We start from the raw sequence: 22,494 nt of genomic DNA, 5'->3' as shown, positions 1-22,494 counted from the left end.
CGCCGGGCCGACCCCGACGGACCCCCGCGCCCGGGAGATCGCCGACGCGCTCGCCGCGGTGCACTCCCGCATCGCCGACGCCGCGCGGGACGCCGGGCGCGAGGCGGAGCCCGCGCTCGTCGTCGTGACCAAGACCCACCCCGCCGAGGACGTCGTGCGCCTCACCGCGCTCGGCGTGACCGACGTGGGGGAGAACCGCGACCAGGAGGCCCGGCCCAAGGCCGAGGCCGTCGCTGCGGCCCTGGGGGCGGACGCCCCGCGCTGGCACTTCGTGGGCCAGCTGCAGACCAACAAGGCCAAGTACGTGGTGCGCTACGCGTCCGTGGTGGAGTCGGTGGACCGACCCGAACTGGCCGAGGCGCTCTCGCGGGCGCTCGTGCTGCGGCGCGAGCGCGAGCCCGAGGCCGCGATCCCCGACCTGGAGTGCCTCGTGCAGGTGGATGTCGACGACCGCGCCGACGAGGACCGTCCCGAGGGGATCGGCCCGCGCGGCGGCGCCCGCCCCGAGGACGTCCCCGCCCTCGCGGCCGTCGTCGCCGGCCTGCCGGGCCTGCGGCTGGGCGGGCTGATGTGCGTGGCACCGCGCGGCCTGGACCCGGAGGACGCGTTCCGCCGGCTCGCCGCTCTCGGCGGGCGCGTGCGGCAGACGCATCCGGAGGCCACCGCGCTGTCCATGGGGATGAGCGCGGACCTCGAGGCGGCCGTGCGCGCAGGGGCGACACAGGTGCGCATCGGCTCCGACGTTCTGGGGGCCCGGGACGCGGTGGGCTAACGTTGACCCCGCGCGTCCCGGCGGGACGCGACAGGACCGTGCGGACGCATGCGCACCGACGACGAACGACGGCGGCCCCCGGGGCCGGAGGACGTGGTGAAGGAAGACTCATGGCTGGTGCCCTGAAGAAGACGATGATCTACCTCGGCCTGGCCGACGGCGACGAGTACGACGAGCAGCCCCGTGCCACCGAGCGGGAGGCCGCGACCCGACACGAGGTCGTCGAGGCGCGACGCCCCGCGGAGCCGGACACCGACCCCCACATGGAGGCCGTCCGCCCCGCTGCGGTCCGCGATCCCGAGCCGGCCGAGCGGCCGGAGCCCGTGATCCCGTCCGGCTCCACCGCGGCCGAACCCGTCGAACCCCGGCGTCCGGCGCGTCCCGAGCCGGTCGACCCGGGCTACCGGGCCCCGGTGACCCCCATCAAGCGAGCCGCAGCGTCGTCTGCCGAAGGAGCCTCCGTGCACACCCTGTCCACCGTCCACCCCCGCTCCTACAACGACGCGAAGGCGATCGGCGAGGCCTTCCGCTCCGGCGTCCCCGTGATCATGAACGTGACCGACCTCGGTGAGAACGAGGCCAAGCGCCTCGTGGACTTCGCGGCCGGCCTCGTCTTCGGCCTGCACGGCTCGATCTCCCGCATCACCAGCAAGGTGTTCCTGCTGACCCCGGCCACCGTGGACGTCGTCGGCGCCGAGCAGGGCGAGTCCGGCGCGGTCGACTCCCCGTTCGACGGCGACTGAGGCGCCCATGCAGCTGCTCCTCGCCCTCGCCTACCTCGCCCTGACGGTGGTGCTCGCGGCGCTGACCGTGCGGATCGTCCTGGACGTCACGCAGTCGTTCGCCCGCCACTGGCGCCCCACCGGGGCGGCCCTCGTGCTGGCCAGCGGCGTGTACGGGGCCACCGACCCGTTGCTGCGCCCCGTGCGTCGTGCCGTGCCGCCGGTGAACCTGGGCGGCATCGGCCTGGACGTGGCCTTCCTCATCGTGTTCCTCGGCGTCGTCCTGCTGCGGGTCCTGGTGCTGAGCCTGGCCGGCGTGGCCTGACCCGCGGCCCGGGGCGGCTGTCGGCCCCGGTGGTAGTCTTCGCGGCAGGATCGGCGCCGCCCCTCACCGGCGCGCCGGCCGTCGACGCGCCGGGCCGCCCGGCCGTCCCCGAGCACCGAGCAGAGAGCGAGACGGTTCCATGGCGCTGTCCTGGGAAGACGTGGTCAACAAGCAGTTCCAGCCCACGAAGTTCCGCGAGGGCTACGACCAGACCGAGGTGGATGACTTCCTCGACGAGATCGTGGCGGAGTTCAAGCGCCTGATCGCCCTCAACGAGCAGCTCGAGTCCGAGAACGCGGAGCTGCGCGCCGGCGGCGCCGCCCCGGCCGCCGGCCCCGCTGCGGACACCCCGCAGGCCGCCGCGACGCCGGCCTCCGTCGAGGAGGCGGCCCCGGCCGCCGCCCCCGAGTCCGCCGACGCGGCCGCGACCTCCGCCGCCGGCGTCCTGGCCATGGCCCAGCGGCTGCACGACGAGCACGTCGCCGCGGGCGAGCAGCGCAGCACCGAGCTCGTGGCCGAGGCCGAGGCCACCGCGGCCCGGCTCGTCAGCGACGCCGAGGAGCAGAAGGCCCGCACCCTCGAGGCCCTGGCCGAGGAGAAGGCCGGTCTGGAGGGCGAGGTCGAACAGCTGCGCAGCTTCGAGACCGACTACCGCAGCCGCCTCACCTCCTACATCGAGGGCCAGCTGCGGGAGATCCGCGCCCAGAAGCGCGTCGAGCCCCCCACGCCCACGGCGTGAGTCGTGCCGTCGACGCCGCGCCGGCCCCGCGATCCCCTCGCGCGGGCCGGCGAGCCGTGCTCACCGCCCTCATCGTGGCGGTGCTGGCCTACGCCCTCGACCAGCTGACCAAGTACGCGGTCGAGAGCACGATGCAGCTGGGGGACTCCGTCACGGTGATCCCCGGGGTGCTGCGCTGGCACTACATCCTGAACCCGGGCGCGGCCTTCTCCATCGGCGAGGACCACACCTGGGTGTTCACCGTCATCCAAGCCGTGGTGGCGGTGGCCGCCCTCGTCGGGATCGCCCGCGTGCGCTCGACGCCGTGGGCCCTGGCGTTGGGCGGGCTCGCCGGCGGCGTGCTCGGCAACCTCACGGACCGGCTGTTCCGGCCCCCGGCGTTCGGGCGCGGCCACGTGGTCGACATGATCTCCGTGCCGCACTTCGCGATCTTCAACGTGGCGGACTCGTTCATCGTCTGCTCCGTCATCGGCGTCGCCCTGCTCGTGATGACCGGCCGCCGCCTGGACGGCACACGGGAGGCGTGAGGACATGGGCATGAGACCGGGACTGACCGAGCGGCTCGAGGTCACCGAGGCCGAGGCGGGCCGGCGGGTCGACGCGGTGCTCGCCGACGCGTTCGGCGTCTCCCGCTCGCTGCTGGCGGACTGGTTCACCCGGGGCCTGGTGCGGGCCGAGTCGCGCTCCGGCCGCCGGGACCGCGTCCTGGCCAAGTCCGCGAAGGCCGTGGCGGGGGAGACCCTCGCCGTCGACGTCCCCGACGACCCCGACCCCCTGGAAGTGAGGGCAGAGCGCGTGGACGCGCTGAGCATCCTGTACGAGGACGAGGACCTGGTGGCCGTGGACAAGCCCACCGGCGTGGCCGCACACCCCTCGCCCGGCTGGGTCGGGCCCACCGTGGTGGGCGCCCTGGCCGCCCTCGGCTACGACATCACCACCTCGGGCGCCCCCGAGCGCCAGGGGATCGTGCACCGGCTCGACGTCGGCACCACCGGGGTCATGGTCGTGGCCAAGACCGAGCGCGCCTACACGGCCATGAAGGACCAGTTCCGCGAGCGCGTGCCGGAGAAGGTCTACCACGCCGTGGTCCAGGGCATCCCGGACCCGCTGAGCGGCACCGTGGACGCGCCCATCGGGCGGCATCCCGGCCATCACTGGAAGTTCGCGGTGCTCGAGGACGGCCGGCCGTCCGTGACCCACTACGAGACGCTCGAGGTGTTCGGCCGGGCCACCCTGCTCGAGGTCCACCTGGAGACCGGGCGCACCCACCAGATCCGCGTGCACACCTCGGCGCTGCGCCACCCGTGCGTCGGCGACCTCACGTACGGGGCGGATCCGCGCCTGGCGGCCGAGCTCGGGCTGACCCGCCAGTGGCTGCACGCCCACCGGCTGGCGTTCCCGCACCCGGTCACGGGGGAGCCGGTGACGATCACCTCCCCGTATCCGGAGGACCTCGCCCACGCCCTGGCGGCGCTGCGCGGCGACGAGGACTGAGCCTGCACCGTCGACGTGACCCCCGTCCCGGTCCGGCCCCGCCGCCCGGGCACCACGAGTAGGCTGGTGCGGCCCCGCTGTCCTCCCCGTCGAAAGGCCCACCCCGCATGACCGTGTCCGCCGACGCCCGCGCCGACGCCGTGAAGGACGGCGGCTTCGTCCACCTGCACACGCACACCGAGTACTCCATGCTCGACGGCGCCGCGAAGCTGGACGACCTGTTCGCCGAGGCTCAGCGGCTGGGCATGGACTCGCTGGCCATCACGGACCACGGCTACCTCTTCGGCGCCTACGACTTCTGGTCCAAGGCGAAGGCGGCGGGCGTCAAGCCGATCATCGGGCTCGAGGCCTACGTGGCCCCCGGGCATCAGCACCGCACGGACAAGGAGAAGACCCGCTGGGGCGAGCCCCACCAGCGGGGGGACGACGTGTCCGGCGGCGGTGCGTACACGCACATGACGCTGCTGAGCGAGACCACCGAGGGGATGCACAACCTGTTCCGGATGGGCTCGATCGCCTCGCTGGACTCGGTGTACGCCAAGTGGCCGCGGCTGGACCGGGAGCTGCTGAGCCAGTACTCGAAGGGCCTGATCGCCACCACGGGCTGCCCCTCCGGCGAGGTGCAGACGCGCCTGCGCCTGGGCCAGTACCGGGAGGCGATGCAGGCGGCCTCGGACTTCCGGGACATCTTCGGCAAGGACAACTACTACTGCGAGATCATGCACCACGGCCTCGACATCGAGCGCCGGGTGATGACGGACCTGCGCCGGCTCGCCAAGGACCTGGGCCTGCCGTTCGTGGCCACGAACGACCTGCACTACACCCACGAGCACGACGCCAAGGCGCACGAGGCGCTGCTGGCCCTGCAGTCGGGCTCGAAGCTCAACGAGCCCAGCTACGACCAGGGCGGCTCCCGCTTCGCGTTCTCCGGCACCGAGTACTACCTGAAGTCCCCGCGGCAGATGCGCGAGCTCTTCGCGGAGCTGCCCGAGGCCTGCGACAACACGCTGCTCATCGCCGAGCGGTGCGAGGTCGAGTTCGACACGAAGGCCAACTACATGCCGGTCTTCCCCACGCCGGAGGGCGAGGACGAGACCAGCTGGCTCATCAAGGAGGTCGCCTCCGGTCTGGCCTACCGCTACCCGGACGGCGTGCCGGACCACGTGCGCAAGCAGGCGGACTACGAGCTGGACGTCATCATCTCGATGGGCTTCCCCGGGTACTTCCTCGTCGTGGCCGACTTCATCAACTGGGCCAAGGAGAACGGCATCCGGGTGGGCCCGGGCCGTGGCTCGGGCGCCGGATCGATGGTGGCGTACGCGCTGCGCATCACGGACCTGGACCCGCTCAAGCACGGGCTGATCTTCGAGCGGTTCCTCAACCCGGACCGCGTGTCCATGCCCGACTTCGACGTCGACTTCGACGACCGCCGTCGCTCCGAGGTGATCGACTACGTCACCCGCAAGTACGGCGACGAGCGCGTCACCATGATCGTCACGTACGGCACCATCAAGACCAAGCAGGCCCTGAAGGACTCGGCCCGCGTGATGGACCAGCCGTTCTCGATGGGCGAGTCCCTCACCAAGGCGCTGCCGCCGGCGGTGATGGCCAAGGACATCCCGCTCAAGGACATCGAGGACCCCGCGGCCCCGCGCTACGGGGAGGCCGCGCCCTTCCGCGAGCTGATCGCCACGGACCCGGTGGCGAAGGAGGTCTTCGAGACCGCCAAGGGTCTCGAGGGTCTGAAGCGGCAGTGGGGCGTGCACGCGGCCGGCGTGATCATGTCCTCGGTGCCGGTGATCGACGTCATCCCGATCATGCGTCGTCTCCAGGACGGCCAGGTCATCACCCAGTTCGACTACCCGATGGCGGAGTCCCTGGGCCTGATCAAGATGGACTTCCTGGGGCTGCGCAACCTCACGATCATCTCGGACGCGCTCGAGAACGTGAAGGCGAACCAGGGCGTGGACCTGGACCTGGAGACCCTCGACGTGGACGACCCGGCGGCCTACGAGCTGCTGGCCCGCGGCGACACCCTCGGCGTGTTCCAGCTCGACGGCGGCCCCATGCGCTCGCTGCTGAAGATGATGCGCCCGGACAACTTCGAGGACATCTCGGCGACCATCGCCCTGTACCGCCCCGGCCCCATGGGCGCGAACTCGCACACCAACTACGCGCTGCGCAAGAACGGGCAGCAGGAGATCACCCCGATCCACCCGGAGCTGGAGGAGCCGCTGCGGGAGATCCTGGACACCACCTACGGCCTGATCGTGTATCAGGAGCAGGTCATGGCGATCGCCCAGAAGGTGGCGGGCTACTCGCTCGGCCAGGCCGACATCCTGCGCCGCGCGATGGGCAAGAAGAAGAAGTCGGAGCTGGACAAGCAGTACGAGGCGTTCCACCAGGGCATGCTGGACCGCGGCTACTCGGAGGCCGCGGTGAAGGCCCTGTGGGACATCCTGCTGCCCTTCTCGGACTACGCGTTCAACAAGGCGCACTCGGCCGCCTACGGCCTGGTCTCCTACTGGACGGCCTACCTCAAGGCGCACTACCCGGCGGAGTACATGGCGGCGCTGCTCACCTCGGTGGGCGACGACAAGGACAAGCTGGCCATGTACCTCAACGAGTGCCGCCACATGGGCATCACGGTGCTGCCCCCGGACGTGAACGAGTCCCACCTGACCTTCACCCCCGTCGGCCGGGACATCCGCTTCGGCATGGGCGCCGTCCGCAACGTGGGCGCCAACGTGGTCAAGGGCATGGTCCAGGCGCGCGAGGACAAGGGCTCGTACACGGGCTTCGGCGACTTCCTGGCGAAGGTGCCGCTCGTGGTGTGCAACAAGCGCACCATCGAGTCCATGATCAAGGCCGGCGCCTTCGACTCCCTCGGCTACGCCCGCCGCGCCCTGCTGGCCGTGCACGAGGAGGCCGTGGACGCCACCGTGGCGCAGAAGCGCAAGGAGGATCACGGCGAGTTCACCTTCGACCTGTTCGCGCTCGGCGGCGGCGACGAGGACGACTCCGACGCCGCGGACGGCGTCGCCGTCCCGGACCTGCCGGAGTGGGCCAAGAAGGAGAAGCTCGCGTTCGAGCGCGAGATGCTGGGCCTGTACGTGTCCGACCATCCGCTGCAGGGCCTCGACGGCGTCCTGGCCCAGCACGCCGACGTCCAGATCACCCGCGTGCTCGACGACGACGGGCCCGCGGACGGCGCGATCGTCACCATCGCGGGCCTGGTCACCACGCTCGAGCGCCGCATCGCCAAGTCCTCGGGCAACGCGTACGCGCGCTGCGAGATCGAGGACCTCGGCGGCTCGATGGACGTCATGTTCTTCGGCCAGGTGTACGCGCCCATCGCGATGATGCTGGCCGAGGACCTCGTCGTCGCCGTCAAGGGCAGGGTGCAGCGCCGGGACGACGGGTCGGTGTCCCTGTCGGCGATGGAGCTGACCATCCCGGAGCTCTCGGACGGCCCCGGCGGCCCCGTGCGGATCACGCTGCCCGCGTTCAAGGCCACGGAGCAGGTCATGGGCCAGCTGGCGGACGTGCTGCGCACCCACGAGGGCTCCTCGGAGGTGCGGCTGTCCCTGGTGGGCCAGCGTGCCACGCAGGAGTTCCAGCTGGGCCCGCAGTTCCGGGTGAGCCCGAACCCGGCGCTGTTCGGGGACCTCAAGATCCTGCTGGGTCCGGCCTGCCTCGGCTGAGCGGACGTAGCATGGGAGTGCCCCGCCCAGGAGGAGAGAGCTGATGCACTGCCCGTTCTGCCGTCATGAGGACTCGCGCGTGGTCGACTCGCGCTCCCTCGACGACGGCTCCGCCATCCGTCGGCGTCGGCAGTGTCAGGCCTGCGGGAAGCGGTTCACCACCATGGAGACCACCGCCCTGACCGTCGTCAAGCGCTCCGGGGTGGCGGAGCCGTTCGACCGCTCCAAGGTGATCAACGGCGTCCGGAAGGCGTGCCAGGGGCGGCCGGTGACGAGCGACGACCTGGCCATGCTCGCCCAGGAGGTCGAGGAGACGGTCCGTGCCACGGGCAACGCCGAGGTGGACGCCCACGACGTCGGCCTGGCCATCCTCGATCCGCTGCGCCGTCTCGACCAGGTGGCCTTCCTGCGCTTCGCCTCCGTCTACCGGGACTTCGAGTCCCTCGACGACTTCGAGGAGGCCATCGCGGAGCTCCGGGCCGGTGACGGGGACGACCGCGGCCGTCCCGCCGTGCAGCCGCGGCTGTTCACCCGCTGACCTGGGCCGATGCGACGGCGCGGCCGGGATCGACGCTGCAGTGGTGCGCACGGCCTCCAGGCGCTACAGTGATCCCCGGGTCGACCTCGGTCGGCCCGGCAAGACTGCCGAGGGCGGTTCCGGAGGGGAAGCCGGAACCGCCCTCGGTGTCTGCGCCCTCAGTTGCCGTCGGCGAGCGAGCCGTGCGCGGCCAGGGCGGCGCCCACGATGCCCGCGTTGTTCTGCAGCTGGGCCGGGACGATCGGGGTGCGCAGGCGCAGCAGCGGCAGGTAGTCGTCCGGCCGCTTGGAGATGCCGCCGCCGACGATGAACAGGTCGGGCGAGAAGATCCGCTCCACGTGGGAGAAGAAGCGCTGCAGTCGCTCGGCGTACTCGGCCCAGCTGAGCTGATCGCGCTCCCGGGCCTTCGCGGAGGCCCGCGACTCGGCCATCACGCCGTCGAGCTCCAGGGATCCGACCTCGAAGTTCGGGACGAGCACGCCGTCGTGGATCATCGCGCCGCCGATGCCGGTGCCGAGCGTGATCACGTGCACCAGGCCGCGCACGCCCCGCCCGGCCCCGTAGCGGGCCTCCGCGAGGCCGGCCGCGTCGGCGTCGTTGACCACGGTCACGGGGCGGCGCAGGTGCTCCTCGAACGTGCCGCGCAGATCGGTGCCGATCCACGAGTGGTCGATGTTGTTCGCGGACAGGCACACCCCGTCCTTGACGATCGAGGGGAAGCACACGCCCAGCGGGGCGGAGGGCTTCGGCGCCTTCTCGCGCCCGTCGAGCTCGGCGGTGATGGCCGCCAGGGTCGCCGCCACGGGCTCGGGCATGGCCGGCTGCGGCGTGGGGATGCGGAAGCGGTCCCCGCGCAGGGTGCCGGCCTTCGGCCCCGACCCGAGGCGGACCAGGCCGCCCTTCATGCCGGTCCCCCCGACGTCGATGCCGATCGTCGTGGGGTACTTGGAGGAGCGCTGGGCGGTGCTGGTGTGCGTCGTCACGGCCCCCAGCTTAGTGCCGGGTCACGGCAGCGTGAGAATCTCCGCGCCGTCGTCCGTGACCACGATCGTGTGCTCGAACTGCGCGGTGCGACGGCGGTCGCGGGTCACCACGGTCCAGCCGTCGTCCCACTGGTCCCACTCGATCGTGCCGAGGGTGAGCATCGGCTCGATGGTGAACACCATGCCGGGCACGAGCAGGCGGTCGTGGGCCGGGGCCGCGTCGTAGTGGGGGATCACGAGGCCGGAGTGGAAGTCCACGCCCACGCCGTGGCCGATGAAGTCGCGCACCACGCCGTAGCCGAAGCGCTTGGCGTAGGACTCGATGGCGCGGCCGATCACGTTGACCTGACGGCCGGGCTTCACGGCGCGGATGCCGCGGCGCAGGGCCTCCTCGGTGCGCTCGACGAGCAGCCGGGACTCCTCGTCCACGTCGCCGACCAGGTAGGTGCGGTTGTGGTCCCCGTGGACGCCGTCCAGGTACGCGGTGATGTCCAGGTTGACGATGTCCCCGTCCTCCAGGACGGTGCCGTCCGGGATGCCGTGGCAGATGACCTCGTTGATCGAGGTGCAGATGGACCGCGGGAAGCCGCGGTAGCCCAGGCAGGACGGGTAGGCGCCGCGCTCCACGAGGAAGGCGTGCGCGATCCGGTCCAGCTCGTCCGTGGTGACGCCCGGGCGGATGTGGGCGGCGGTGTGCTCCATGGCCTGCGCGGCCAGGCGGCCGGCGGCGCGGATCCGCTCGACGCCGGTGGCGTCGTAGACGTCCGAGGCGTTGCCCTCGTCCGGGGTGGCCCTGCCGACGTACTCGGGGCGCGGGATCGCGGCCGGCACGGGCGGGGCGCGTTGTGGCTGGACGGGGCGGCGGGGTTCTGACGCTGGGACATGTCCTCCAGCCTATCGGCCCGGCTACTGTGGCCCCCATGACCGAGACGAGCGAGTTCTGGTACAACGTCAACACGCATCAGGTGGAGGTGGGCGCCCAGTCGGACTGGTCCCAGCTGCTGGGCCCGTTCGGCACCCGTGAGGAGGCCCAGGCCGCGATGGACCGCGTGCGGGCGAACAACGAGGCCGCCGACGCCGAGGACGCGCGCGACGACGACTGGGACAGCCGTCCCGTCGACGACGCCTCCTGACCGCGGCACCGGACGACACCGGGCCCCCGTCCCTCGGGACGGGGGCCCGGTCGTCTCAGGGGGCGGGTTCAGCCCTCGAAGCCGTGCTCCGGGGCCGGGAACGCGCCGTCGAGCACGTCCGCGCGATAGGCCCGGACCGCCTCACCCACGACCTCGTGCAGGCGGGCGTACTGACGGACGAACCGGGGCACCCGTCCCTCGCGTAGACCGAGCATGTCCTGCCACACGAGCACCTGGCCCGTGGTGCCCGGGCCCGCGCCGATGCCCACGGTGGGCACCCGCAGTGCGGCGTCGACGGCGGCGGCGACGTCCGAGGGGACCATCTCCATCAGGACGGCGAACGCCCCCGCGGCCTCGAGGGCCTGGGCCGACACGGTCATCCGCTCGGCCGCCCCCGCGCCGCGGCCCTGCACCCGGTAGCCGCCGAGCACGTGCTCGGACTGCGGGGTGAAGCCGATGTGGGCCATGACCGCGACGCCGGCGGCCGTCATCGCGGCCACGTGCTCGGCGAAGCGCTCGTCGCCCTCCACCTTGACGGCGTGCGCGCCGGACTCCTTCACGAGGCGGACGGCCGACTCGACGGCCTGCCGCGGGGAGGCCTCGTACGAGCCGAAGGGCAGGTCCGCGACCACGAGGGCACGCTCGGCACCGCGCACCACGGCCTGGGTGAACAGGATCATCTGGTCCAGGGTGACCGGCAGGGTGGTCGGGTGGCCCAGCATGGTGTTGCCCACCGAGTCGCCCACGAGCAGCACCTCGACGCCGGCCTCGTCGAACAGGGCCGCCGTCATCGCGTCGTAGGTGGTGAGCATCGCGAAGCGCCGGCCCTCGTCCTTGGCCCGCTGCAGGTGGACCGTCCGGTACCGGGACGGGGCGGGCGGACCGTAGGGGGGACTGGGGAGCAGACATGGGCCGGAGTCTACGCGGCGCGTCTAGAGTGGCGGCATGGATCGACAGCAGGACTACGTGCTCCGCACCATCGAGGACCGGGACGTCAGGTTCGTCCGGCTCTGGTTCACGGACGTGATCGGCACCCTGAAGTCGGTGGCCCTGTCTCCGGCCGAGGTGGAGAACGCCTTCACGGAGGGCCTGGGCTTCGACGGCTCCTCGATCGACGGATACACCCGCATCTCCGAGTCGGACATGCTGCTGCAGCCCGACCCCTCGACCTTCCAGATCCTGCCGTGGCGCGGCGACCAGGGACAGAGCTCCCGGATGTTCTGCGACGTGCTCACCCCGGACGGCCGCCCCGCCCCCGCCGACCCGCGGCACGTGCTGCGCCGCGTGCTGGACCGGGCCGCCGACCGGGGCTTCACGTGCTTCACCCACCCGGAGATCGAGTTCTACCTCCTGCAGTCGGACCAGCCCGGCCCGGACGGGGAGCCGGTGCCCGTGGACCGCGCGGGCTACTTCGACAACGTGCCCGGCTCCGACGCGGCCGACTTCCGCCGCGACGCCGTCAGCCTCCTCGAGGGGATGGGCATCTCCGTCGAGTTCAGCCACCACGAGAACGGCCCCGGCCAGAACGAGATCGACCTGCGCGCGGCGGACGCGCTCACGACGGCGGACAACGTGATGACGTTCCGGACCGTCGTCAAGGAGGTCGCCGCCGCCCAGGGCACCTACGCCACGTTCATGCCCAAGCCGTTCTCCCACCACCCGGGCTCCGGCATGCACACCCACTTCTCCCTCTTCGAGGGTGACGCGAACGCGTTCTACGACCCCGCGGACGAGTTCCGGCTCTCCGTCACGGGCCGCCGGTTCATCGCGGGCCTGCTGCGCCACTCCGTGGAGATCACCGCGGTGACCCACCAGTTCGTGAACTCCTACAAGCGCCTCTGGGGCGGGGGAGAGGCCCCGTCGTACACCTCGTGGGGGCACAACAACCGCTCCGCCCTCGTGCGCGTGCCCCTGTACAAGCCGGACAAGGCCGGCTCGGCCCGCATCGAGTACCGCGGCATCGACGCCTCGGCCAACCCGTACCTCGCCTACGCCCTGCTGATCGCGGCCGGGCTCAAGGGCATCGAGGAGGGCTACGAGCTGCCCGAGTCCGCCGCCGAGGACATCAGCGCGCTGACCACCCACGAGCGGCGCGTGCTCGGCCACGTCCCCCTGCCCGGCACCCTGCACGACGCCCTGCGCGCCGCCGAGGAGTCCGAGTTCGTGGCATCCGTTCTGGGCGAGCACGTCTTCGACGCCCTGCTGCGCAACAAGCGCCAGGAGTGGGACGACTACCGGGTGGAGGTCACGCCGTACGAGCTGCGGCGCTACCTCTCCGGCCTCTGAGGCGCCGGCCGTGTCCGCCCTGCCCGACGCGGCGACCGCCGACGCCCCGGACCGCCGCACCCTCGCGCACGCCGGCGTCGCCGACGCCGGCCGCGTGCAGACGCTGCTCACCTCGCCCGAGTTCGAGGGCGTGGACGTGCGTCCCCTTGTCGAGCTCCTCGGCCACGCCGCCGATCCCGACCGGGCCCTGCTGCTGTGGGTGCGCCTGGCCGAGCGCGAGCCCCGCGTCCACCACGCCCTCCGGGACCCCGAGACGACGGCCCGCCTGCTGCGGCTGCTCGGCGCCTCCGAGGCCCTCGGCGAGTTCCTCATCCGCCGTCCCGAGCAACTGGACCTCGTCCTCGACCCGGACGCGGCCGCCGCCACCGCGCCCGCCCTCGCCCAGCCCGACCCGACCGCCGGCGAGCCCTGGGGTGATGCGTCCGCCGCCCTGCGCCGCCTGCTCCTGGACTCGGTGGACGCCGACCCGGACGCCGACCGCCCCCTCGCGGCCGTCACCGGCAAGGACGCCGCCGTCGCCTTGCGCCGCGCCTACCGCCGCCAGCTGGCCGCGATCGCCCTGCGCGACCTCGACTCCGCCGAGCCCACGGCGGCCATGCCCTCGGTGGGCCGCTGGCTCGCGGACCTGGCCGGCGCCGCCGTGGACGCGGCGCTCGCCGTCTCACGGGCCGTCCTCACCGAGCGGGAGGGCCCCGTGGTGGACCGCGTGGACCTCGCCGTGATCGGCATGGGCAAGTGCGGCGCCGGCGAACTCAACTACGTCTCAGACGTGGACGTCGTGTTCGCCCACGCCGTCCGCGAGGCCGCGGACGGCGCGGACCCCGACGCCGAGGTCCCGGACGGGCCGCGCGCCGCCGCGCTCGCGGCCGAGCTGGCCGCGGGCATCGGCCGCGTGATCCAGGGCGCGGCCCCCGAGCCGGGACTGTGGGAAGTCGACGCCAACCTGCGTCCCGAGGGCAAGGACGGCGCCCTGAGCCGCACCGTGGAGTCCCACGCCGAGTACTACCGCCGCTGGGCCCACGGCTGGGAGTTCCAGGCCCTGCTCAAGGCCCGCCCCATCGCGGGCTCGCCACAGCTCGGCGAGCGCTACATCGCGGAAATCTGGCCCCGGGTGTGGGAGTCCTCCGCGCGCGACGGGTTCGTCGAGTCCGTCCGGGCCATGCGCGCCCGGGTCCTGGACACCCTCGCCCCCGCGGAGCGCGAGCGGGAGATCAAGCTCGGGCCCGGCGGCCTGCGCGACGTCGAGTTCACGGCCCAGCTGCTCCAGCTCGTGCACGGCCGTGCGGACGAGTCGCTGCGGGTGCGCGGCACGCTCGACGCGGTGCGGGCGCTGCACGCCGCCTCCTACGTCACCACGCGAGACGCGCGGGCGTTCGACGAGCACTACCGGTGGCTGCGCACCCTCGAGCACCGCATCCAGCTCGTGCACCTGCGGCGCACCCACCTGATGCCGGTCAAGGAAGAGGCCCGCCGCGTCGTCGCCCGGTCGATGCGCGGCGCCGCCGACCGGGGCCCCGCCACCGGCGAGGACCTCCAGGCCGAGTTCACGCGCGTGCGCCGCGCCGTGCGCGGTCTCCACGAGACCGTGTTCTACCGGCCGCTGCTGTCGACGACGGCCGCCCTGTCCGCCGAGGACGTGCGGCTGTCCGCGGAGGCCGTCCGCGACCGCCTGGCGGCGCTGGGCTACCGCGACCCGCAGGGCGCCCTGCGGCACATCGAGGCCCTCACGCAGGGCGTCTCGCGCCGGGCCGCGGTCCAGCGGCAGCTGCTGCCGGCCATGCTCGGCTGGTTCGCGCGGGGCGCCGACCCCGACGGCGGCCTGCTCGCCTTCCGCCGGCTCTCCGAGTCGCTGGGCGGCACGGCCTGGTATCTGCGGATGCTCCGCGACTCCTCGGACGCCGCCCGGCGGCTGTGCCTGGTCCTGTCCGGCTCCCGGTTCGTGGGGGACCTGCTCGAGCACTCGCCCGAGGCCGTGGCCTGGGTGGGGGACGACCGGGAGCTCGACCCCCGGGGCGCCATACAGCTCTGGCGCCAGGTCGACGCGCGGCTCGACCGCCGCGTGGCCGCGGAGGAGGCCCCCGCGGCCGTGCGCCATGTGCGGCAGGTGCGCCGCAGCGAGACCCTGCGCGTGGCCCTGGCGGACATCTCGGGGCTGCTGGACCTCGAGGCCGTCACCGGGGCCCTGTCGGACATCGACCAGATCACCGTCGTCGGCGCCCTGCGCGTGGCCTCGCGCGCCGTCGTCGGGGACGCCGACCCGCTCACCGACGTGCTCGTGGTGGCCATGGGCCGCCAGGGCGGCCGGGAGATCACCTACGGCTCGGACCTGGACGCCCTGTTCGTGCACCGGCCACGCCCCGGCGTCGACGAGGGGCGGGCGCGCGAGCAGGCCGAGGAGGTCGTGCGGACGCTGATGTCCCTGCTGCACCGCCCCGCGACCCCGCCGCTGCCCGGCGAGCGGCCGCTCGAGGTGGACGCCGACCTGCGCCCCGAGGGGCGCCAGGGGCCGCTCGTGCGCACCCTGGACTCGTACCGGGAGTACTACGGGCGCTGGGCGGAGATGTGGGAGCGTCAGGCGCTGCTGCGCGCCCGGCCCCTGGCCGGCGACGACGACCTGGCCACCGACTTCCGGCGGTGGGCCGACGGGGTCCGCTACGCCGGGGACCTGACCACCGCGGACGCGCGGGAGATCCGGCGCATCAAGGCCCGTGTGGAGGCCGAGCGCCTGCCCCGCGGCGCGGACCCCTCCCGGCACGTCAAGCTCGGCCGCGGCGGGCTCTCGGACGTGGAGTGGCTGGTGCAGTCCCTGCAGCTGCGCCACGCGGGAGAGGTCGAGGACCTGCGGGTCACCGGCACGCTGCCGGCCCTGCGGGCGATCGCCCGGCACGGGCTGCTGCCCGAGGCCGAGGTCGCCGTGCTGGAGGAGGCGTGGCTGCTGGCCACCCGGATCCGCGCCGCCCTGCTGCTGTGGACGGGCAAGGTCTCGGACGTGCTGCCCACGAACATGCGCGACCTCGAGGCCGTGGCCCGCCTCAGCGGGGTGGGCACGGCCGGCGGGGAGCTCGAGGAGCGCTACCTGCGGGTGACCCGCCTGGCCCGTCAGGTGTTCGAGACCCGGTTCTACGGGCTCTGAACGACGCCGGCCCGCCACCTCGACGGGGTGGCGGGCCGGCCGTGCTCCGGTGTCGCGAGCGCCGGCTCAGGCGCGCACGACGTGCTCCCCGAGCAGCTCCAGGGTGCGTCGCCGCACGCCGGCGTCCTGGGCCGCCGTCGTGATGATCAGCTCGTCCGCCTGGACCCGCGCCGCGAAGTCGTGCAGCCACGCCGCCGTCGTCGGGCCGGTGCCCACGGCCGTGCACTCGAGCATCCCGAGCACCTGCTGACCGGCGGGGGAGTGCAGCAGCATCTCGACCTCGTCGTCGGTGAGGGTGCGGCCCCGGCCGAGCATCATCCGGATGCGCGCCCGCTGCGCGGCCTGCCACTCCCGCTCGGCCACCTCCTCGGTGTCCGCGGCGATCACGTTGGCCGCCGCGATGAAGTGCGGCTCCGCGAGGGCCTCGGAGGGCTCGAAGTGCTCCCGGTACAGGCGCGCCGCATGCTCGAGCATCTGCGGTGCGAAGTGGCTCGCGAACGCGTAGCCCAGGCCGAGCTGCGCGGCCAGCTGGGCGCCGAACGCCGAGGAGCCGAGGATGTACAGCGGCACGTTGGTGCCCTTGCCGGGGTAGGCGTCGATGCCGGGGATCAGGCTCTGGCCGGTGAGGTAGCCCTGCAGCTCGAGCACGTCCTGCGGGAAGCGCTCGGCCGCCGACGGATCCCGGCGCAGCGCCTGCAGCGTCCGCTGGTCGGTGCCGGGGGCGCGACCCAGGCCCAGGTCGATGCGGCCGGGGTGCAGCTCGGCCAGGGTGCCGAACTGCTCGGCGATCACCAGCGGCGAGTGGTTGGGCAGCATGACGCCGCCGGAGCCGAGGCGGATCGAGTCGGTGTGCGCGGCCACGTGCGCGATGAGTACGGCCGTGGCGGAGGAGGCGATGGAGGGCATGTTGTGGTGCTCCGCGTACCAGACGCGCCGGAAGCCGGCGGCCTCGGCGACGCGGGCCTGCTCCACGGATTCGGCGAAGGCTTCGCCCATCGGGGCGCCGTCGCGGACGAGGGCGAGGTCCAGCAGGGACAGCGGCAGGGGGGTGGGGGCGGTGTGCTCGGTCATGGTGCTCCTGGTCTGCGGGCCGCCCGGCCGGGCGGAGGTCTCCACAGATCCAGCGCCCACCGGCCCCGGACTATTCCGCGGCCGGGCACGACGACGGCCGCCCGCCTCCGGCGTGGGAGACGAACGGCCGTCGTCGGGGCCGCGGCGGGCGGATCAGACCGAGTAGTACAGCTCGAACTCGTAGGGGTTCGGGCGCAGGGCCAGCGGGGCGATCTCCATCTCGCGCTTGTACGCGATCCAGGTCTCGATCAGCTCCTCGGTGAACACGTCGCCGGCCAGGAGGAACTCGTGGTCCTCCTCGAGGGCGTTCAGGGCCTCGTCCAGGGTGGCGGGTGCCTTCTGGATGTCGGCGGCCTCCTCGGCCGGCAGCTCGTAGAGGTCCTTGTCGATCGGCTCGGCCGGCTCGATGCGGTTGCGGATGCCGTCCAGGCCGGCCATCAGCTGCGCGGCGAACGCGAGGTACGGGTTGCCCGAGGCGTCCGGGGCGCGGAACTCGATGCGCTTGGCCTTCGGGTTGGAGCCGGTGATCGGGATGCGGATGCCCGCCGAGCGGTTGCCCTGCGAGTAAACCATGTTCACGGGGGCCTCGAAGCCCGGCACCAGGCGGCGGTAGGAGTTCACCGTGGGGTTGGTGAAGGCCAGGACCGCGGAGGCGTGCTTCAGCAGGCCGCCGATGTACCAGCGGGCGGTGTCCGAGAGGTTCGCGTAGCCCTTCTCGTCGAAGAACAGCGGCTCGCCGCCGTTCCACAGGGACTGGTGGCAGTGCATGCCGGAGCCGTTGTCGCCGAAGACGGGCTTGGGCATGAAGGTCGCGGACTTGCCGAACATGTTGGCGACGTTCTTGACGACGTACTTGAACTTCTGCAGGTCGTCCGCCGAGTGGGTCAGCGTGTTGAAGCGGTAGTTGATCTCCGCCTGGCCCGCGGCGCCCACCTCGTGGTGGGAGCGCTCTACCTCGAGGCCGACCTCGGCCAGGACCGAGCAGATCTCGTCGCGCAGGTCGGCCTGCTTGTCCGTGGGGGAGACGGGGAAGTAGCCGCCCTTGAGGCCGGTCTTGTGGCTCAGGTTGCCGCCCTCGTCCTCGCGGGAGGCGTTCCACCAGGCCTCGTCCGAGTCCACGGCGTAGAACGAGCCGCGGGGGGAGGACTCGTAGCGGACGTCCTCGAAGATGAAGAACTCGGCCTCGGGGGCGAAGAACGCCGTGTCGGCGATGCCGGAGGAGCTCAGGTAGGCCTCCGCGCGCTGGGCCACGCCGCGCGGGTCGCGCAGGTAGGGCTCGCCGGTGCGGGGGTTCACGATGGAGAAGTTCATCGTGAGGGTCTTGCGGACCCGGAAGGGGTCCACGAAGGCCGTCGCGACGTCCGGGATGAGCTGCATGTCGGACTCGGCGATGCCGGCGAAGCCCCGGATCGAGGAGCCGTCGAAGAGCTGGCCCGTGACGAAGAAGTCCTCGTCGACGCTCGAGGCGGGCACGTTGAAGTGGTGCTGCATGCCGGGGAGGTCGGTGAAGCGGACGTCGACGAACTCGATCCCCTCATCCTTGATGTACGCGAGGACGTCCGCGGGGGAGGTGAACATGGTGCGCTCCTGTGGTCGTGACGATGGTGGCATGTCCGGCACGGCGGCGCTGGCGTGGCGGGTGTCATCACCCTACTTGCCCGGCGGCCTCCGTGGGCGTCGGTGACGCCCCACGGCGAGCCTCGCGGTTCCGCGCCGGTAGGCTGGGCCGGTGGCACGCAGAGCACCCGACCCCGCGCAAGAGCCCGAACCGACCCGCCGCGACGAGCCGCTGATCACCCGGCGCGACCTCGCCGGCTGGGTGGACGGTCCGGGCGGCGGCCTGGCCGGCGGCCGCTGGCCGGGGGACCTGCTGGGCCTGCCCGAGCACGGCCCGACCTCGATGGCCACTGCGGCCCGCCGCGCCGTCGCCCTCGTGATCGACTGGTTCCTGGCCCTGGGCGTGTCCTGGCTGCTCTTCGACTCCGACGCGATCGCCACCCTGATGGTCTTCGCCACCATGCACATCCTGGGCATCACCCTGCTGGCCACCACCGTGGGCAAGGCCGTGTGCCGCACCCAGGTGGTGCGCCTCGGCGGCCGGACCGCCCCCGTGCACCGCGTGGTGGTGCGCACGGCGCTGCTGTGCCTCGTGCTGCCGGCCGTCGTCGTCGGCCCGGACGGCCGCGGCATGCACGACAAGGTCGCCGGCACCGTCGAGATCCGCATGTGAGCGCACCGGCCCGCGCCGGACGACGCCGGATCCGACTCGACGCGAGGCCGGACACGACGAAAGGGGGGCGCCCCGCCGAATCCTCGGCGGGGCGCCCCCCTTTCGCGCGGGTGCGTCGGCGCTCAGCGGCCGCGCATGGCGCGCCGGCTCGGGCGCACCTTGTTCGGGTCGACGCCCTTGGGGATGGGCAGCCGGTTGGTGTTGAGCGCGGTCAGACGCTTGTCCACGGCCTGGACCTCCTGCGCCGTGAGGGCCTTCTTCATGCCCTTGAGCGTGCCGGGCAGCTCGTGCAGCGGGACCTGGCCCTGGCCGTTGCCGGACTCCACCACGGTGACGGGCACGCCGGGCAGGAAGCGGCGCATGGCCTTCTCCTCCTTGACCACCAGCGCGGCGACGCGGGGGGAGGGGCCCTCCGTCACCAGCACCACGCCCGGCCGGCCCACGGCGCGGTAGACGAGGTCCTGGGTCTTCGGATTCACGGCGGCCGGCTGCTCGGGCACGATCCAGCCGCGGCCCAGCGTGGAGAGCGCGGCGCCGGCGGCGCCGGGGCGGCCCTCGAGCTGGGCGAACCCGGCGCGGCGCGCCTTCCGGTTCAGGATGACGACGGCGGCGAGCACACCGAACGGGATCGCGATGAGCAGCCACGTGATCCAGTTGTCCAGCAGCAGGCCGATGACGAGGCCGACGACGAGGGCGGCCAGGAAGGCCAGCAGCATCCACAGACCGACCTTGGGGTCGTGCGCCTTGGTCATGGCGTAGGCCTGCTTGAGCTGGGAGATCACGCCCGGGCCCTTCGCGGCGCGCTTGTCCCGGCGCTGGGCCTTCGTCTGCTCCTTCTCGTGGCGGCGACGCTCGCGCTGCATGGCCTTGACCTCCTTGACCGTGGCGGAGGTGGAGCCGGAGGAGGATGCGGGGGGCTGGCTGTTCTTCGTCATGACGGGATCCAGTCTAGTCGGGCGGCTCAGGACATCTGGGCGACGACAGCGGAGGCCTCCTGGCGGGCGGTCTTCTCCCCGGCCAGGTGCGCCAGGTTCTCCGGCAGGGTCCGGCCGAGGCGCTGCATGGCCTGCGCGTAGAGCTTGCCCGCGCGGTACGACGAGCGCACCAGCGGGCCCGCCATGACGCCCTGGAAGCCGATCTCCTCGGCGCGCTGGGACCACTGGACGAACTCCTGCGGCTTCACCCAGCGGTCGATGGGGTGGTGCAGCTTCGAGGGCCGCACGTACTGCGTGATGGTGATGATGTCGCAGCCGGCCTCGTGCAGGTCCACCAGGGCCTGGTCGATCTCGTGGTCCTCCTCGCCCATGCCCAGGATGAGGTTGGACTTGGTGACGAGCCCGTCGGCCTTGGCCATCGTGAGCACCTTGAGGGACTTCTCGTATGTGAAGGCCGGGCGGATGCGCTTGAAGATGCGCGGCACCGTCTCCAGGTTGTGCGCGAACACCTCGGGCCGCGCGTCGAACACCTGCTGGACGAGCTCCGGCACCGCGCCGAAGTCCGGCGGCAGGATCTCGACGCCGGTCCCCGGGTTGAGCGCGTGGATGCGGCGGATGGTCTCCGCGTAGAGCCACGCCGCGCCGTCCTTCTGGTCGTCACGGGCCACGCCCGTGACGGTGGCGTACCGCAGGTCCATCTCGCGGATGTTCTCGGCGACCTTCTGCGGCTCCTCCATGTCCAGGGGACGCGGCTTGCCGGAGGTGATGTCGCAGAAGTCGCACCGGCGGGTGCAGATGTCGCCGCCGATGAGGAACGTGGCCTCGCGGTCCTCCCAGCACTCGAAGATGTTGGGGCAGCCGGCCTCCTCGCACACGGTGTGCAGGCCGGCGGACTTGACCTTGTTCTTCAGGCCGATGTACTCGGGGCCCATGTGGACCTTGGCCTTGATCCACTCGGGCTTGCGCTCGACGGGCACCTCGGCGTTGCGCGCCTCCACGCGCAGCAGGCGGCGGCCTTCGGGGGCGAGGCTCATGCGGGGATTCCTTCCGTGGGGGTGACGGCGATGTACGCCGGCCCGAGCTCGTCCAGATGACGGGTGAGCACCGGGACGACGTCGGCCGGCGTGATGGTCCGGCCCGTCTCGACCGACAGGGTGGTGGTGGCGGCGTCCGTGATGCCGCACGCGATGATCCCCTCGTAGGGGGCCAGGGAGTTGGAGCAGTTCAGCGCGAAGCCGTGCATGGAGACGCCGTCGTGGATGGACAGGCCGATGGCGCCGACCTTGCGGTCCGGGCGGGCCGTGCCGTCGTCGTCCCGGTCCGCGAGGACCCAGATGCCTGCCCGCCCGTCCACGCGGACGGCCGTGACGCCGAACTCGGCGGCGGTGCGGATCAGCAGCTCCTCGAGGAACCAGACGTAGTCCTTGACGTGGGCACGGTCGCGCAGCCGGACCACGGGGTAGCCGACCAGCTGGCCCGGCCCGTGCCATGTGATCTTGCCGCCGCGGTCCACGTCCACGACGGGGGCGCCGTCCGTGGGGCGCTCGGCGTCCTCGGTGCGACGACCGGCCGTGTAGACGGCTTCGTGCTCCAGGAGGAGGAATTCGCCGTCGGAGCGGCCGGCGACGACGTCCGCGTGCAGGGCGCGCTGGGCGTCCCAGGCGGCGTGGTAGTCCACCAGGTCGGGCGCCAGGCCGAGCACGCGCAGGGGCGGCAGGGGTGTCTCGGGCATGACGTCCACTGTAGTCCTCGGGCCCGGACCTGTGGACAACCGCCGTGACGCTCGGGGACATGCGGCACCCTGGGCTGGAACGGACGGCGCGGCGGAGAGGGGAGACCGATGCGGGACTGGGACGAGGCGGACGGCGGCGCGGCCGGACGCGTCGGCGGCGGGCCGGAGACCGAACCGGAGAGGTCGTCGGAGCCGGGCACGGCTGCGCCGCGCGCCCCGGGCTGGGAACCCGTCCGGCTGCTCGGCGCGGGCGCCCAGGCGGAGGTCTGGCTCGTCGAGGACGGTCGGGGCGTCCGGGCCGCCCTGAAGGTGCCCCGTGCCGGCGCGGCGCCGGATGCGCTGGCGGCGGAGGCGCAGGCCGGACGGGTCGCGCATCCCCATCTGCTGCGCGTGCTCGGCGTGGTGGAGACGGACCGGGGCCTCGGGGTCCTCACCGAGCACCGCGCGGCCGGCACGCTGCAGGACATGGTGCAGCGGGTCGGACCCCTGAGCCCGGGGCAGGCCGTCACCGTGCTCGTCCCGATCGCCCAGGCTCTCGCGTGCCTGCACCGCGAGGGGGTGGTGCACGGCGACGTGTCCCCGGCGAACGTCCTGTTCGGCGTCGACGGCAGCCCGGCCCTCGCCGACCTCGGCGTCGCCCGGGTGGTCGGCGGGGCGTCGGGGGCCGGGGCGACGCCGGGCTTCGCGGCCCCCGAGG

General features: G+C 72.8%; 21 protein-coding genes. 13 read left to right on the top strand and 8 right to left on the bottom strand.

Annotation, left to right across the window (positions count from 1 at the left end):
• The 8 genes from J1M38_RS10565 to nrdR all read left to right on the top strand — a co-directional run.
• Positions 1-772 (top strand): YggS family pyridoxal phosphate-dependent enzyme (locus J1M38_RS10565; RefSeq protein WP_206501243.1); only part of this gene is annotated, 772 nt, incomplete at its 5' end.
• A gap of 110 nt (positions 773-882) precedes the next feature.
• Positions 883-1,515, top strand: a complete 633-nt coding sequence (gene sepF, locus J1M38_RS10560) for a cell division protein SepF (RefSeq protein WP_127435625.1) — start codon at positions 883-885, stop codon at positions 1,513-1,515.
• A 7-nt stretch (positions 1,516-1,522) separates the two neighbouring features.
• A complete protein-coding gene (locus tag J1M38_RS10555; protein ID WP_049146938.1) occupies positions 1,523-1,819 on the top strand; it encodes a YggT family protein in 297 nt (98 codons plus the stop codon).
• A gap of 139 nt (positions 1,820-1,958) precedes the next feature.
• Complete coding sequence (locus J1M38_RS10550; protein WP_073116553.1) at positions 1,959-2,558, top strand: DivIVA domain-containing protein; 600 nt, start codon at positions 1,959-1,961, stop codon at positions 2,556-2,558.
• 56 nt (positions 2,559-2,614) lie between these two features.
• Positions 2,615-3,085 carry a signal peptidase II gene (gene lspA, locus J1M38_RS10545; RefSeq protein WP_115166288.1) on the top strand — a complete coding sequence of 157 codons (471 nt, stop codon included), beginning with the start codon at positions 2,615-2,617 and terminating at the stop codon, positions 3,083-3,085.
• Positions 3,086-3,089: 4 nt separating this feature from the next.
• On the top strand, positions 3,090-4,052 hold the full coding sequence (locus tag J1M38_RS10540; RefSeq protein WP_082067607.1) for an RluA family pseudouridine synthase: 963 nt from the start codon (positions 3,090-3,092) through the stop codon (positions 4,050-4,052).
• 107 nt (positions 4,053-4,159) lie between these two features.
• Complete coding sequence (gene dnaE, locus J1M38_RS10535) at positions 4,160-7,756, top strand: DNA polymerase III subunit alpha (RefSeq protein ID WP_044659512.1); 3,597 nt, start codon at positions 4,160-4,162, stop codon at positions 7,754-7,756.
• 43 nt (positions 7,757-7,799) lie between these two features.
• The gene (nrdR, locus tag J1M38_RS10530) at positions 7,800-8,294 is read left to right on the top strand and encodes a transcriptional regulator NrdR (protein ID WP_002855838.1); all 495 of its coding nucleotides are present in this window, start codon (positions 7,800-7,802) and stop codon (positions 8,292-8,294) included.
• 158 nt (positions 8,295-8,452) lie between these two features.
• Here the strand turns inward: nrdR and ppgK are convergent, their stop codons facing one another.
• Positions 8,453-9,277 carry a polyphosphate--glucose phosphotransferase gene (gene ppgK / locus J1M38_RS10525; RefSeq protein ID WP_049146942.1) on the bottom strand — a complete coding sequence of 275 codons (825 nt, stop codon included), beginning with the start codon at positions 9,275-9,277 and terminating at the stop codon, positions 8,453-8,455.
• Between the two features lie 21 nt (positions 9,278-9,298).
• Positions 9,299-10,108, bottom strand: coding sequence for a type I methionyl aminopeptidase (gene map, locus J1M38_RS10520; protein ID WP_206501242.1), 810 nt, complete (start codon positions 10,106-10,108; stop codon positions 9,299-9,301).
• A gap of 89 nt (positions 10,109-10,197) precedes the next feature.
• Between map and J1M38_RS10515 the strand changes: the two genes are divergently transcribed.
• Positions 10,198-10,410 (top strand): SPOR domain-containing protein, encoded by a 213-nt coding sequence (locus tag J1M38_RS10515; protein ID WP_036340724.1) that lies wholly within the window; start codon positions 10,198-10,200, stop codon positions 10,408-10,410.
• A gap of 68 nt (positions 10,411-10,478) precedes the next feature.
• Here J1M38_RS10515 and panB read toward each other — a convergent pair whose 3' ends face one another.
• Complete coding sequence (gene panB, locus J1M38_RS10510) at positions 10,479-11,315, bottom strand: 3-methyl-2-oxobutanoate hydroxymethyltransferase (RefSeq protein ID WP_206501254.1); 837 nt, start codon at positions 11,313-11,315, stop codon at positions 10,479-10,481.
• A 40-nt stretch (positions 11,316-11,355) separates the two neighbouring features.
• On the opposite strand from panB, the gene J1M38_RS10505 reads away from it, so the two are divergent.
• Together J1M38_RS10505 and J1M38_RS10500 are read left to right on the top strand one after the other, a co-directional pair.
• On the top strand, positions 11,356-12,696 hold the full coding sequence (locus tag J1M38_RS10505) for a glutamine synthetase family protein (protein ID WP_044659515.1): 1,341 nt from the start codon (positions 11,356-11,358) through the stop codon (positions 12,694-12,696).
• A gap of 10 nt (positions 12,697-12,706) precedes the next feature.
• Positions 12,707-15,829 (top strand): bifunctional [glutamine synthetase] adenylyltransferase/[glutamine synthetase]-adenylyl-L-tyrosine phosphorylase, encoded by a 3,123-nt coding sequence (locus J1M38_RS10500; RefSeq protein ID WP_082067608.1) that lies wholly within the window; start codon positions 12,707-12,709, stop codon positions 15,827-15,829.
• A 66-nt stretch (positions 15,830-15,895) separates the two neighbouring features.
• Here J1M38_RS10500 and J1M38_RS10495 read toward each other — a convergent pair whose 3' ends face one another.
• Positions 15,896-16,900: an LLM class flavin-dependent oxidoreductase gene (locus tag J1M38_RS10495; RefSeq protein WP_036314199.1), complete on the bottom strand. Its 1,005-nt coding sequence runs from the start codon at positions 16,898-16,900 to the stop codon at positions 15,896-15,898.
• 153 nt (positions 16,901-17,053) lie between these two features.
• Positions 17,054-18,478: a type I glutamate--ammonia ligase gene (gene glnA / locus J1M38_RS10490; RefSeq protein WP_036314201.1), complete on the bottom strand. Its 1,425-nt coding sequence runs from the start codon at positions 18,476-18,478 to the stop codon at positions 17,054-17,056.
• 151 nt (positions 18,479-18,629) lie between these two features.
• Between glnA and J1M38_RS10485 the strand changes: the two genes are divergently transcribed.
• Entirely contained in the window at positions 18,630-19,130 is a 501-nt protein-coding gene (locus J1M38_RS10485; RefSeq protein WP_049146950.1) for an RDD family protein, read from the top strand.
• Between the two features lie 122 nt (positions 19,131-19,252).
• Here J1M38_RS10485 and J1M38_RS10480 read toward each other — a convergent pair whose 3' ends face one another.
• The 3 genes from J1M38_RS10480 to lipB are packed head-to-tail and all read right to left on the bottom strand — an operon-like array spanning position 19,253 to position 21,797.
• Positions 19,253-20,065 carry a DUF4191 domain-containing protein gene (locus tag J1M38_RS10480; RefSeq protein WP_044659516.1) on the bottom strand — a complete coding sequence of 271 codons (813 nt, stop codon included), beginning with the start codon at positions 20,063-20,065 and terminating at the stop codon, positions 19,253-19,255.
• 26 nt (positions 20,066-20,091) lie between these two features.
• On the bottom strand, positions 20,092-21,099 hold the full coding sequence (gene lipA, locus J1M38_RS10475) for a lipoyl synthase (protein WP_002857341.1): 1,008 nt from the start codon (positions 21,097-21,099) through the stop codon (positions 20,092-20,094).
• Entirely contained in the window at positions 21,096-21,797 is a 702-nt protein-coding gene (gene lipB, locus J1M38_RS10470; RefSeq protein ID WP_036314221.1) for a lipoyl(octanoyl) transferase LipB, read from the bottom strand. Before lipB ends, lipA begins: the two co-directional genes overlap by 4 nt.
• A gap of 108 nt (positions 21,798-21,905) precedes the next feature.
• Between lipB and J1M38_RS10465 the strand changes: the two genes are divergently transcribed.
• Positions 21,906-22,494, top strand: a 589-nt coding sequence (locus tag J1M38_RS10465; RefSeq protein WP_206501241.1) for a protein kinase, incomplete at its 3' end; no start/stop codon positions are given.

Source organism: Micrococcus sp. KRD070 (assembly GCF_017168435.1).
In the GTDB taxonomy this organism is placed as follows: Bacteria; Actinomycetota; Actinomycetes; order Actinomycetales; family Micrococcaceae; genus Micrococcus; species Micrococcus luteus.
This window is presented reverse-complemented; position numbering and strand designations above follow the sequence as displayed.

Excerpts from the sequence above, each read along its gene's own strand:
- sepF (WP_127435625.1), top strand. The coding sequence starts at position 883 with ATGGCTGGTGCCCTGAAGAAGACGATGATCTACCTCGGCCTGGCCGAC.
- J1M38_RS10555 (WP_049146938.1), top strand. The coding sequence starts at position 1,523 with ATGCAGCTGCTCCTCGCCCTCGCCTACCTCGCCCTGACGGTGGTGCTC.
- J1M38_RS10550 (WP_073116553.1), top strand. The coding sequence starts at position 1,959 with ATGGCGCTGTCCTGGGAAGACGTGGTCAACAAGCAGTTCCAGCCCACG.
- J1M38_RS10540 (WP_082067607.1), top strand. The coding sequence starts at position 3,090 with ATGGGCATGAGACCGGGACTGACCGAGCGGCTCGAGGTCACCGAGGCC.
- dnaE (WP_044659512.1), top strand. The coding sequence starts at position 4,160 with ATGACCGTGTCCGCCGACGCCCGCGCCGACGCCGTGAAGGACGGCGGC.
- nrdR (WP_002855838.1), top strand. The coding sequence starts at position 7,800 with ATGCACTGCCCGTTCTGCCGTCATGAGGACTCGCGCGTGGTCGACTCG.
- J1M38_RS10515 (WP_036340724.1), top strand. The coding sequence starts at position 10,198 with ATGACCGAGACGAGCGAGTTCTGGTACAACGTCAACACGCATCAGGTG.
- J1M38_RS10505 (WP_044659515.1), top strand. The coding sequence starts at position 11,356 with ATGGATCGACAGCAGGACTACGTGCTCCGCACCATCGAGGACCGGGAC.
- J1M38_RS10495 (WP_036314199.1), bottom strand. The coding sequence starts at position 16,900 with ATGACCGAGCACACCGCCCCCACCCCCCTGCCGCTGTCCCTGCTGGAC.
- glnA (WP_036314201.1), bottom strand. The coding sequence starts at position 18,478 with ATGTTCACCTCCCCCGCGGACGTCCTCGCGTACATCAAGGATGAGGGG.
- J1M38_RS10480 (WP_044659516.1), bottom strand. The coding sequence starts at position 20,065 with ATGACGAAGAACAGCCAGCCCCCCGCATCCTCCTCCGGCTCCACCTCC.
- lipA (WP_002857341.1), bottom strand. The coding sequence starts at position 21,099 with ATGAGCCTCGCCCCCGAAGGCCGCCGCCTGCTGCGCGTGGAGGCGCGC.
- lipB (WP_036314221.1), bottom strand. The coding sequence starts at position 21,797 with ATGCCCGAGACACCCCTGCCGCCCCTGCGCGTGCTCGGCCTGGCGCCC.